We start from the raw sequence: 12,535 nt of genomic DNA, 5'->3' as shown, positions 1-12,535 counted from the left end.
AGAGTTACCTGCGGACAGAACGGGGTAGGTACAAGCTAGGCGATGAGCCCTACCTGCCCCGTTCTCTATGCCCTTGGCTACTTTCTGCCCTCTGGCCTTGAAAGCCGGGAACATGCAGGGGACAATGGAAAGAGTGCCCCTACCCCGCACAGGGCTGAGAGCGCACCTGGTTTGACCCCAAGGATGGAGAATCGCTGCCGTGATGGTACCGACACAAGAGGCCCCTAGCGCTCCTGCGCAGGTTCGGCCCCCCGAGCCCTTTACCCTGGCTCTGAGCAACTTTGAAGGACCTTTTGACCTTCTACTCACCCTGATCTCCCGGCGCAAGCTGGATATTACCGACATCGCTCTAGCTCGGGTCACCGACGAATTTCTCAACTACATTCACAGCGCTTTTGAGAGTGGCAGTGACGCTGCCCTTAATACCGCCAGTGAATTCTTGGTAACAGCGGCAACCCTGCTTGAACTTAAAACAGCCCGGTTACTCCCGCAGCCCGAACGCGTGCTCGCGGCCAGCCCGGAACTCTTAGAAGCCCGCGACCTCCTCTTTGCTCGTCTACTTCAGTACCGCGCCTACCGCGAGGTAGCCGCGGTGCTCGATGAAAAATTCTCGGGTGAAGCCCAGCGTTTTGCCCGTACCGTGACCCTTGAACCCAAGTTCTCCAAGGTACTGCCGGAGCTTGTTTTTGACCTGACCCCTGAGGAGTTTGCCCGTATTGCGGCCGGCGCCCTACGGCTGGATAAGGGGCAAGAACAAGAACCGCTCCCGGAGACGGTACAGACCGATCATATCTACCGGCCCGCAACAACTATTGCGGCGGAAGAAGCGCTGATTCTGGAGCGGCTGGGGCAAGCCGGTGGAGCTATCAGCTTTACTGACCTGTGCCGTGATACCGCATCTGTAGAGATTGTGGTGGTGCGTTTTCTTGCGGTGCTGGAGCTCTACAAGGAGGGGATGCTACAGGTAGAGCAGACCGAAACACTGGGGCCTATATATCTGGAACTCCAGCCAGAAAATGACAGTGCTGAAAACCACGGCACAGAGAATGAGAGCACAGAAAATGACGGCACAGAGAATGACAGCACAGAATTAGCCGTTACAGAATGTGGTAGCCAAACAGCTGACGGGAAGGAGTTAGACCGTGGGTAGTGCAGACTTTACCGATGATGACCTGAGGCTCCTGACCTCAGGCTCGTGGAGCTTTGACCCGGGGGAGAGCACACCCGAGTCTGCCGAGGGTACAACAGATGCGGATAAGGTCCAAGGGAAGGAAACTCCCACCCCCGAAGCCCCCCAAGACCAAGAAGCCTTACCGCCGCAGACAGCTAGCCCAAGCCCTAGAAGGAAAAACCGGCAAGAACCCGTCCTGGCTGCTTCGTCCGATGGTTTCTCACGGGTGGAACTCCAACCCGGAGGCATCAAAGCGGCTATCGAAGCGATTTTGGCGGTCGCCGATGTGCCGGTGAGCGTGCGAGAGTTTTCCGCCGCACTGATCGTCTCCGAACGAGCCGTGGAAACAGCCCTCGATGAGCTGGACCGCGAATACAAGGGTTACGACGATGGGACAACCGTCCACGAGCCACGCGGCTTTGAGCTGCGCCAGGTGGGTGGGGGCTGGCGGCTCTACTCCCGGCAGGACTTTTCCCCCTGGGTGGGGCGCTTCGTGGTGGGTGCCCAGAGCACCAAACTCACCAGGGCGGCCCTAGAGACCCTAGCTGTGATTGCCTACCAGCAACCGGCAACCCGCTCCTATCTTGCTCAGGTACGAGGGGTATCGGTCGATGCGGCGGTGCGCAACCTGCTCCACCGCGGCCTAATCGCCGAAACAGTACCCGACGAAACCGGAGCTACCCAGTACATCACCACCAACACCCTGCTTGAAAAACTGGGGCTGAACTCGCTCGATGAGCTCCCGGCTCTAGCCCCCTATCTGCCGGACCCGGCAGAGGTAAACGACCACCATAACATTGACCTAAACGCCGGCTAAAACGGCGAAGACAGAACACGACAGAAAGAAGATACAAGACGATGGCATACGGACATAATTCATCACGTGGTAACTCAAATTCACGAGGCGCTCGCCCCGGCGCGGGCCGCCCGGGTACAGGTAAAGGCAAGGCAGTCGGTAAAAAAGGCTTTGGTGCTAAGAACGCCCGTGGCGCTAAGCCCGGTGCGCCCGGTGGCCCCCGCAAGGCAGGAACCGGCAAAGGCCCCAAGTTCCGTTCAGGTACCCCCTTCGCCAAGGAAATGGGCGAATTCCGCCCGGCTAATCGTGGCACCAAAAACTTTGGCCCCCACCGCCCCCGTCGCCCCAAGAACGCACCCGTAGATCACTACCCCTTCTACGACCACGAGGGCGTACGCCTGCAAAAGGTCATGGCTCAGGCCGGTGTCGCTTCCCGCCGCGTGTGCGAAGAAATGATTGAAGAAGGCCGCGTCACCGTTGACGATATACCGGTGACCGAGCTGGGCGTTCGTGTTAACCCCGATGCTGTGACCATTCAGGTTGACGGTATGACAATCCAGACCAACGACAAGCTGGTCTACATGGTGCTAAATAAGCCCTCCGGCGTCGTCTCCGCTATGGATGATCCCGATGGTCGCCCCAACATCAGCAACTTCTTGCGTTCCTCCATGACCGAACGCGTCTTCCACGTGGGCCGCCTGGACGTTGAAACCGAGGGCCTGCTCTTGCTGACCAACGACGGTGAACTGGCTAACCGGCTGACCCACCCCTCCTACGAGGTTCCCAAGACCTACCTGGTTCAGGTGCCGGGCCCCATGGAACCCGGTATCGGTGCGGCCATGAAGAAGGGTCTGCGTCTTGAAGATGGTGTGACCCGCGTGGACGAGTTCAAGCTGGTGGACTCAACCCCCGGACACGTTCTGGTGGAAGTTACCATTCACTCCGGTAAAAACCGTATTATCCGCCGCATGTTCGAGCAGGTGGGCTACCCCGTGGAGAAGCTGGTGCGCGTAGAAATGGGACCTATCCACATCGGCTCGCAGAAGCAAGGTACCGTCCGCAACCTCTCCAAGGTTGAAATCGGCAAACTGCTGGCTTCGGTAGGTATGTAATGAGTAGCTTTGACTCTCACCTGCACGGGCCGGTGCTGGTCATCGGCACCGGTCTGCTGGGAGCCTCAGTGGGTTTGGGCCTGCGACTGAAGGGCTACACGGTCTACCTCAGCGATATTTCGCCGACAACCGAAGCCGTAGCCGAGGATATCGGAGCGGGGCTCTCCCTGCGTTCCTTGGAAGGGCAAGAGCGGGGGAGTGGCTCTGACCTTGAACCCCAACTGGTGGTGGTGGCCGCGCCCCCGGACGTGACCGCAGAACTGGTCATCTCTGCGCTGAACCGTTATCCCAAGGCTTTCGTCATCGATATTGCCTCGGTGAAGTCTGAAATCTTGGACCGGGTCCTGGCATCTAAGGCCGATTCTAGCCGTTACCTGGGCACTCACCCCATGGCTGGGCGTGAAAAGTCCGGCCCGGTGGCCGCCCGTGGCGAGCTGTTCTCTGCCCGCCCCTGGGTTCTGTGCGAGCACCCGCTGGTGCGCCCCGAACTGGTCAAGCTTGCCCAGCAGGTGGCAACCGAGCTGGGCTCTACCATTACCCATCTTGACGTGGTAGAACATGACCAAACCGTCGCCCTCATTTCACATGTGCCCCAGGTGATGTCCTCACTGCTAGCTTCCCGCTTACAAGATACCCCGCTCTACGCCCTGGGGCTGGCTGGTCAAGGCCTGAGGGACACCACCCGTATTGCGGCCTCCGATCCCGGCCTGTGGGTGCAGATTCTTGCGGCCAACGCCCAACCTGTCGTCCAGAGCCTCTACGGTGTGCGAGAAGACCTGGAGCGACTGATTGCCACTCTTGAAGCTCCCACCGAGCCAGGCTCACGCCTCGATATTGCCCAGCTGATCAGCGAAGGCAACCACGGCGTTGCCCGTATTCCGGGTAAGCACGGGGGATCACCCGGCGCTTTTGCCCAGCTCACCGTGCTGGTAGATGACACCCCAGGTACCCTTGCCCGGCTACTGGCTGAGATCGGGGAACTGGGTGTCAACCTGGAAGACCTCAGATTGGAACATTCACCCGGCGCTCAGGTGGGTATGGCTGAGCTATCGGTCAACCCCAACGAACACGAAAAACTGATTGAAGACCTCACCAGCCGCGGCTGGAAAGTCGTCACATAAAGGAGAACACATGACTGAGAAGCTCGTTATTGCTATTGACGGCCCTTCCGGCTCCGGTAAATCTTCGGTGTCTAAGGCGGTGGCCCGCCACTACGGCCTGGACTACCTTGACACCGGAGCCATGTACCGCGCCCTGACCTGGTACTGCCTGGATCAGCAGGTTGACACCTCAGATGCGGATGCCCTGGTGGCTGCCGCCCGTGCCTTCCCCTACCTTCAGGGCACCAGCCCCGATCAGGAAGTGATCCAGGTCGCTGGTGTTGATGTACGCGATGCTATCCGTGAACCACGAATCTCCGAGGCGGTTTCTGCCGTTGCCTCAAACCGGGACGTACGCCAAATTCTGATTGACCTGCAACGAAGTTTTATTGCCCAGGCACCGGCTGGCATGGTCGCAGAAGGCCGTGACATCACCACCGTTGTTGCTCCCGACGCCCATGCTCGAATCCTGCTGACCGCTAGCGAAGAAGTTCGTTTGGCCCGCCGGGGCCTTCAGCTTGGCGGTACCCAAAATAAAGAACAATTAGCCGCACAGGTCTCGGCCCGTGACGCAAAGGACGCACAGGTCACCAGCTTTACCCAGGCAGCTGCCGGCGTCACCCTGGTGGATTCCTCCGAGCTGAACTTTGAAGAGACTGTTGCTGCCGTTATTTCCGCAGTTGACCAGCAACTAGGCCGCTAAACCACTGGCTACTGCCACTCCATCAACTAGACTTATCAACCAATGCACCGGCGCTAGCCGGAAACCACCACAGGAGGTATCGCCTATGAGCGAAGAACTCGCACCCCAAGACGACTATGAGGTTAAATTCCTAGCCGGCGGCGCTGATGATGTATCAGACCGCCTGGCTGAGATTGACGATGAAACCGCCAACCAGCGCGCTGAAGCGCTGCTCGCCGGTCTTGAAGACTACGCACTGGATGAAGAAGACCGGGAGCTGCTGGCCTCCTGGGGCTTTGACGCCGATGAAGACGAGGACCGTGAGGCTGACCCCGTCGTAGCTATCGTGGGCCGCCCCAACGTCGGCAAATCCACCATTATCAACCGTATTCTGGGCCGCCGAGAAGCTGTTGTTGAGGACAAGCCCGGCGTAACCCGTGACCGGGTCTCCTACAAGGCTGAATGGTCCGGTAAGGACTTCACTCTGGTTGATACCGGTGGTTGGGAAGCTGATGCTCAGGGCATTGACGCTCAGGTTGCGGCTCAGGCCGAAATCGCTGTGGCTCACGCTGACGTTGTTCTGCTGGTTCTTGATGCCCTGGTCGGCATCTCAGCTACCGACGAAGCTATTGTTCGTATGCTCCGCCGCGTGGATAAGCCCATTCTGCTGATTGCCAACAAGATTGACGACGCCCACCAGGAACCCGACGTGCACAACCTCTGGTCGCTGGGCATGGGCCAGCCCTATCCCGTTTCTGGCTTGCACGGGCGCGGTCTAGCTGACCTGCTGGATGCCCTGCTTGAGGTCATGCCCGAGCATTCTCAGTACGCTGAGCCTGAAGCTCTGGGGGGCCCTCGACGTATTGCACTGATCGGCCGACCCAATGTGGGCAAGTCCTCCCTGTTGAATAAGCTGGCTGGCGAGGAACGTGCCGTGGTTAACGACCTGGCCGGTACCACCCGAGATCCTGTTGACGAAATCGTTGAGCTAGGTGGCCGCCCCTGGCGCTTTGTGGATACCGCCGGTATTCGCCGCCGCGTCCACATGGCTAAGGGGGCTGACTTCTACGCATCCCTGCGCACCCAGACCGCTATTGAGCGCGCTGAGGTTGCTGTTGTCCTGCTCGATGTCTCAGAACCTATCTCGGAACAGGACGTCCGTATTATCCAGATGGCCGTTGATGCTGGTCGCGCTATGGTGCTGGCCTTCAACAAGTGGGACACTCTCGATGAGGACCGCCGGGAAATGCTGGAGCGCGAAATTGACCGCGACCTAGCCCACGTGACTTGGGCACCGCGCGTGAATATCTCCGCCAGGACCGGTTGGCATAAGGACAAGCTGGTGCCAGCCCTGGAGCGCTCATTGGAGTCCTGGGACTCCCGTATTCCCACCGGTAAGCTCAACGCCTTCCTGGGCGAGATTGTTGCGGCCCACCCGCACCCTCTGCGTGGCGGTAAGCAGCCCCGCATTCTCTTCGGCACCCAGGTATCGTCCCGCCCGCCCAAGTTCGTGCTCTTTACCACGGGTTTCTTGGACCCGGGCTACCGCCGTTTCATTGTTCGCCGTCTGCGCGAGACCTTTGATTTCACCGGTACACCGATTGATATCACCATGCGTGTGCGTGAGCGTCGCAGTCTAGGGGAGCGCCAGAGCGGTAAGTCCGCTAAGGGGAGCCGCCGCTAGGGAGGGAGCCCTCCCTGGTCTATATGCAAGGATGCCGGTAGCTGGCCGCCAGCGGTTCCAGCCACCGGCGTCCTTGTGTGCGGGGGAGAGGCAGGCAAAGTCTTAGGGCTCTTGCGCTTAGTTTCTGGTCGCCTGGTATATGAAGCTACATGCTATGGGCACGGTCGCTGACCGGTAGCAAGCACCAGCAGAACCTGGGGTGATGTAGAACACCGAAAATATGGGCACAAAGAGCTTCTTCGATTTTGCGCTGATAAATAATCTTGTGTATAGTTATCTGAGTGCTCGGGAGAATCGAAAGATTCACCAGAGACAATCGGGTTGTGGCGCAGCTTGGTAGCGCACTTGACTGGGGGTCAAGGGGTCGCAGGTTCAAATCCTGTCAACCCGACAGACAAAGCCCCGGTTACTAGGGTAAACACCTAGTAACCGGGGCTTTTTTGTGCCTACTTTTCAAGCCATGCGCCCTGTATGTGCCATCTTCCACCAAAAACCCATCACATTCTTTGGCTGTGGACTGCTAGGTCACAGAGCCCACCTTCTTCACCACTTACGGATGCCTTCTTCTCAGGCGTCCCCCTATCTTTCTAGGGAATCGAGGGGTAGAAGCCTGCCTCCCCCAATCCACAGGCATAGATGAAGCGATCAGTGATAGCGGCTCTTGCTAGCTTGATGCCATGACACAGCTAGAAACTCTCGCCCAGAAACTACTGACCATTCGTGAACTGAGCGCCCGCTATAGTAGCCGCTACCAGCTGGAAAGAGCCATTGCACGGGGGTGCTATAGCCGGGTAACCCGGGGCACTTACATGCACCGGCGCAACTGGGAGGAACTCACCGGTGAGCAAGGCTACCTGGCCCGAGTGCTTGCTCTGGCCCTACAGAACCAGGGGATAATTTTCAGCCACGAGACTGCGGCTTTACTCCACGGACTGCCTCTGGCTAGTATCCCAGCAAGCGTGCACATCTACAGCCCCTACCGCACCCGGGTGCGGGACTTTACCGTCCATCACGGTGAGCTGCACCTGCCCACTGACAGCACCGTTTTTAGACCGGGGATCCGAGCGACAAGTCTGGCGCGAACTCTTGATGACATGGTCGTGGAGGCCTCTGAACCCCGGCGAACCCTAGTTCGGCTCTAGCGTCACCTCCTGTCTGATATTGCCCCCCCATTCCTGACGGGGTGAATGGGCCGAGCCTTGAGGGCAGAGATTCGACATTCATAAGGGGCCTTGAGGTTGGCTGGCTTCCCTTGATGCAATAAATTATTAGGTATTCAGTTGATTCTTGTATTTACTCTTATTATGATATGGATTACACAGCCAATCGCTAGGGCAAGGGAGTCCTAGAAGGAAAGGAAGTTATGTATATATTGAGGAAAATTTCAGCAGGTATTGCTACAGGTATTCTTGTTGCAGGGATGGTCGGAGAGGGCGACTCCTGCGGCTTATCCCAGTGAAGAGAATATTGACTGAAGACGAGCTTCTAGCGTCAACCTCCCGGCGACGGATAGCAGATTCTTATTGAAAGCCCCTGAAGGTAAACAGTGGTATCGGGTGAATCTTTAAGAGAAACAGCGACGGATATAGATCATGGAGTAACTGTATATCTAAATCCGGTAACTATCGGCCTGTGTAATGCTGGCTTTGGGGACAAAAAATTAGAACTTTTAAATCAAAGAATGATGGGGAAATAAACCTATATTGTGGCGATTCAGATAGTGGATATATATGTTAGGGAAAGGCGTGAATCTCTAGGGGAAAGTTAGCAGGGAGGGTTCGAAGGTTGTTGGGATGATTACATGGTTTTAGCCACCCAAGCCTCTTTAGAATCTCCCGCCTACTCTGCAGGGAAACCAAGCCAAAAACCTTGCTACACTAGGCCAATAGAAGTATATGAGGTTATCAACGGAGCGCCGGTCAAGAAAAAGACAATCAACCCGACTGTCATGATTTCTATGAATAATAAAAAGGTCATTACCTCCTATCCAACAAATAACCATAGGTGCTAACTCATCATGGAAAGAAAATATCTGCCGGAGTTCAGTTTCTACCATACATATTTTCCATTCAATGAGCCTATATACCACAGTAACGGATTCTCGAACTATGAGGAATTTGAAGAATATATAAATAAAATTCCTAGAAAAATATATCAGCAGTGTATTGAGTGGGCTGAAAACTTCGAAAAAGAATTTAAGGAAGATGAAAACGGTCATTTTACATTTTCATCACAAAAGTTCGGGCAAAAATTGACCGCGAATATATCAGACTAGCGGAGATCCTGGCTGAAGAAGGGCTGGAGTTCAAACTTAGTATATGGTGGTAATAATAAAGTCTTTTAGAGGGGTAAATATATATGCCCCTCTAAAAGATTTTAACTATCAGGTTTTTCGTGATCCTGAACGTGCCACTCAGCAATTGACCAGGTTGCTCCTGTCTGTTCAGCAATGCACCGGACTGATAGACCTTGGGCAGGGACTTCTGCTGCCTGAAAACCAGCCAGGAGTGGCTGAGGCAACATTGGCGGGCTACTGAAACATAGAGGGGTAGGCCTGAGCGAAAAAATGTAAGCAAGTCCACTGACTTAGGGTGTAAAGGGAAAAAACCTTACCTCTGCTGTGACATAAAGACCCCAAAGCAGCTCTGACAAGGGGCAATAAACGAACAGCGTCATGTCTGCTCGGGGATAGAGCTCAGTCATAGACTTTAGTGTTTATTGACCCTAAGACGGCTGTGAGCCCACACATTGTTTATGTAATTTTTATGTTTGATTAAGTGGTAATTTAGAAGAGGAATCGTGCAAAAAGCACACAAAACCAACCATGGGGCTAGGCCCCGTACCTAAGGAACCATACACATGTGGCAGCAGGTCTATGACCCACTGAACAATCAAGCACTCTCAGCACTCCTAGCATCCGTCCCTATTCTCGCTTTCCTACTGGGACTCACCGTCTTCAAGCTCAAGGGCCTTCACGCGGCCCTGATTTCTCTGGCATCGGCTGTGGCGCTGGCCGTACTAGTTTTTGGTATGCCTATTGCGGCCTCCATCTCCGCTATCGGTTACGGCTTCCTCTCCGGCATGTGGCCCATCGGCTGGATCGTTCTGATGGCAGTCTGGCTCTACCGCATTACCGTTCGCGCCGGTAACTTCGAAATCATTCGTAGCTCAGTCTCCGCTATCTCTGCTGACCAGCGCATCCAGGTCCTCCTGATCGCTTTCTGCTTTGGGGGCTTCTTAGAAGGCGCCGCCGGATTCGGCATCCCCATCGCTATCTGCGCAGCCCTGCTCGTGACCCTGGGCTTTGACCCCGTCAAGGCATGTCTTGTTGCCTTGCTCTCCAATGTAGCTTCCGGTGCCTACGGAGCTATCGGTATTCCGGTTCTGACCGGCTCCACCGTATCCGGTGTTCCGCAGGCTGACCTGAACGGCATGATGGTCTGGGTGCTTCAAGTAATTACCATCTTCATTCCCCTCCTGCTGGTGATGGTGCTGGATGGCTTGCGGGGCCTTAAAGAAACCGGTCTGGTAGCCCTGGGTCTTGGCCTGCTTGTTTCTGCAAGTCAGGCTGGTGTTCTGGTGCTTCTGGGCCCTGAACTCGTTGACATCATTCCCTACCTGCTGGGCCTTGTCGTCCTGGCGCTGGTCATGATGAAATGGCAACCTGCCCACATCTACCGCGAACCCGGCGCACCGAGCCTTGAAGAACTGGGGAAAAACTCAACCGGGTTTACCTTCTCTGGCATCGTCAAGGCATGGAGCCCCTTCATCATTCTTTCGATGATGATTCTGCTCTGGTCAACCCCGCTCATCAAGGGGCTGGTCAAGGCCAAGACCGCGGATGCTGCAGCTGGCGCACTGAACTTCACCACTATCCCGCTTCAGATGCCTGCCCTCCACGGTCAGATCGCCCAAGTCGCTCCCATCGTGGCCCAAGAAACCCCCATGAAGGCGGTATGGAGCTGGAACCTCCTGGGCGCTTCCGGCACAGCTATCTTGATCGCAGCGCTGATTACTATCGCTCTCTCCAACATCTCCTGGTCTGCGGCCTTTGAAGAGCTCGGTGGAGCCTGGAAGCAGCTCTGGCAGCCCATCCTCTTGATCTGCCTGGTCATGGCCGTTGCAAACGTTATGAATTTTGGCGGCATGTCCTCAGCTCTGGCGCTAGCTCTGGCCGCTGCCGGTTCAATCTTCCCGCTGCTCTCACCCGTCATCGGCTGGATCGGCGTATTTGTTACCGGTTCTGTGGTCAATAACAACACTCTCTTTGCTGGGCTTCAGGCCACCACTGCAACTCAGATTGGTGCCGCACCCAGCCTGCTGGTAGCCGCTAATACTGCCGGTGGCGTAGCAGCCAAGGCTGTCTCACCGCAGTCGATTGCTATTGCGGCCGCATCCGTGAACATGTCCGGTCAAGAGTCAAAGATCACCAACGCCGCCATCAAGTTCTCCCTAGCCTTCTTAGTCATCCTCTGCATCTGGGTTTATGTCCTGTCCCTGGTCATGCCTGCAGCCTAATGAGCATAAGCCCTAGAGCCTAGAGAGCCCGCCCACCGACCAGGAGGGCGGGTTCTTTTCTGCCCGGTAACGGAAGATAGCTTGACCTGGGTGCAGGTACAGGATGCAGGTGCTGGGTGCTATGCGCCGGGCGGCTCTCATGGCAGAACCTCAGCTCACAGAGCCCCTTACCATTGAGTGTGCCGGTCATTTACCCTGCCAAGGGGCCTTAGAAGAGTCGCCCCTCTTCCTGGGCGCTAGGGGCTTCCAGGGACAGGAGGAACTGCTTGCGTTCTAAACCGCCAGCATACCCGGTCAGTTTGCCGTCGGCAGACAGCACTCGGTGACAGGGGATAAAGATAGAAATCGGGTTACGGCTTACCGCCTGGCCGACGGCCTGAGCGGGAGCACCAGGGCCCACGATTTTAGAGATAGCACCGTAGCTAGTGGTGTAGCCGTAGGGGATATCCCTCAGAGCCTGCCAGACCGCCAGCTGAAAGTCAGTGCCATCAGGAGCCAGCGGAAGATCAAAATCAGTGAGGCCCCCCTCCAAGTAGTCAAGGAGCTGGGCCTGCGCCCTGGTGAGCAAGTGGCAATCACTGATCTCAACCTCCTGCCCCAGCTGATCTTCTGCCGGGAAGTGAGCCTGACCCATGAACCAGGCACCGGTAAGGGCCTGACCATCGGAGGCTAGAATCATCAGACCCAGCGGAGTCAGAGTATGGGCATGGTAGGTCATAGAACTATCTTGTCATACTCGTATTCTTAAAAGCTCTGCCCGCCACACAGCATATGTGGCGGGCAGAGGTACTTCCTTCAAAAAAATAAATGGGTTGAGGAATCTGGCGGTTTCTTAGCTCTCTTCTACATCCTCATCTACCCACTCTAGGGTCTTAGAGACGGCTTTCTTCCACAGGCGGTACTGGCGGTCCACTTCTGCCTGGTCCATCTGCGGGGTCCAGCGCTTATCTTCGGCCCAGTTATCAATGACGTCCTGTTCGCCCTCCCAAAAGCCCACCGCAATACCTGCGGCATAGGCCGCACCGAGGGCAGTGGTTTCAATGACCTTTGGGCGAATAACAGGCACACCCAGCAGGTCAGCCTGGAACTGCATGAGGAATTCATTGGCTGTCATACCGCCGTCCACACGCAGTTCTTCCAGCGAAACCTTGGAGCCTGCAGCCTGGGCATCGGCGTTCATAGCGTCCAGGACTTCGCGGGTCTGGAAGGCGGTAGCCTCCAGGGCCGCACGCACAATATGTGCCCGATTGACGTAACGGGTCAAGCCCACAATCACACCACGGGCATCTGAGCGCCAGTGGGGGGCAAAAAGACCGGAGAAAGCAGGCACAACGTAGGCACCGCCGGAGTTCTCAACGCTGGTAGCCAGCTTCTCTGACTCGGCGGCATCATCAATCATCTTGAGGTTATCGCGCAACCACTGGATCAGTGAACCGGAGACTGCTACAGAACCCTCCAAGGCATAGACAGGT

The 12,535-nt window shown here is 56.3% G+C and carries 10 protein-coding genes and 1 tRNA gene; 9 read left to right on the top strand and 2 right to left on the bottom strand.

All coding sequences use genetic code 11. The features are described 5' to 3' along the window. Window positions 1–202: 202 nt before the first annotated feature. The 9 genes from ACN080_RS09000 (at window position 203) to ACN080_RS08960 (ending at window position 11,063) form a co-directional block, all read left to right on the top strand. Window positions 203–1,150, top strand: coding sequence for a segregation and condensation protein A (locus ACN080_RS09000; protein WP_419113596.1), 948 nt, complete (start codon window positions 203–205; stop codon window positions 1,148–1,150). After that, the gene (gene scpB, locus ACN080_RS08995) at window positions 1,143–1,988 is read left to right on the top strand and encodes an SMC-Scp complex subunit ScpB (RefSeq protein WP_419113589.1); all 846 of its coding nucleotides are present in this window, start codon (window positions 1,143–1,145) and stop codon (window positions 1,986–1,988) included. The genes ACN080_RS09000 and scpB overlap by 8 nt, the downstream gene beginning before the upstream one ends. Window positions 1,989–2,029: 41 nt before the next feature. Continuing rightward, window positions 2,030–3,079, top strand: a complete 1,050-nt coding sequence (locus tag ACN080_RS08990) for a pseudouridine synthase (RefSeq protein ID WP_419113588.1) — start codon at window positions 2,030–2,032, stop codon at window positions 3,077–3,079. After that, window positions 3,079–4,200: a prephenate dehydrogenase gene (locus ACN080_RS08985; RefSeq protein WP_419113587.1), complete on the top strand. Its 1,122-nt coding sequence runs from the start codon at window positions 3,079–3,081 to the stop codon at window positions 4,198–4,200. The genes ACN080_RS08990 and ACN080_RS08985 overlap by 1 nt, the downstream gene beginning before the upstream one ends. 10 nt (window positions 4,201–4,210) lie before the next feature. Continuing rightward, complete coding sequence (gene cmk / locus ACN080_RS08980) at window positions 4,211–4,882, top strand: (d)CMP kinase (RefSeq protein ID WP_419113586.1); 672 nt, start codon at window positions 4,211–4,213, stop codon at window positions 4,880–4,882. An 85-nt stretch (window positions 4,883–4,967) separates the two neighbouring features. Next, the gene (der, locus tag ACN080_RS08975; RefSeq protein ID WP_419105410.1) at window positions 4,968–6,545 is read left to right on the top strand and encodes a ribosome biogenesis GTPase Der; all 1,578 of its coding nucleotides are present in this window, start codon (window positions 4,968–4,970) and stop codon (window positions 6,543–6,545) included. Between the two features lie 317 nt (window positions 6,546–6,862). Next, window positions 6,863–6,936, top strand: a tRNA-Pro gene (locus ACN080_RS08970). A gap of 286 nt (window positions 6,937–7,222) precedes the next feature. Beyond that, a complete protein-coding gene (locus ACN080_RS08965) occupies window positions 7,223–7,687 on the top strand; it encodes a hypothetical protein (protein WP_419113585.1) in 465 nt (154 codons plus the stop codon). Between the two features lie 1,717 nt (window positions 7,688–9,404). Continuing rightward, entirely contained in the window at window positions 9,405–11,063 is a 1,659-nt protein-coding gene (locus tag ACN080_RS08960) for an L-lactate permease (RefSeq protein WP_419113584.1), read from the top strand. A gap of 208 nt (window positions 11,064–11,271) precedes the next feature. Here ACN080_RS08960 and ACN080_RS08955 read toward each other — a convergent pair whose 3' ends face one another. After that, the gene (locus tag ACN080_RS08955; protein ID WP_419100020.1) at window positions 11,272–11,781 is read right to left on the bottom strand and encodes a methylated-DNA--[protein]-cysteine S-methyltransferase; all 510 of its coding nucleotides are present in this window, start codon (window positions 11,779–11,781) and stop codon (window positions 11,272–11,274) included. A gap of 114 nt (window positions 11,782–11,895) precedes the next feature. After that, a partial coding sequence (locus ACN080_RS08950; RefSeq protein ID WP_419113583.1) for an FGGY family carbohydrate kinase occupies window positions 11,896–12,535 on the bottom strand: 640 nt, incomplete at its 5' end.

The sequence above is a fragment of the Rothia sp. CCM 9416 genome (assembly GCF_048513535.1).
Lineage (GTDB): Bacteria > Actinomycetota > Actinomycetes > Actinomycetales > Micrococcaceae > Rothia.
The sequence above is the reverse complement of the archived record's forward strand: the minus strand, read 5'-3'. Positions and strand labels throughout refer to the sequence as shown.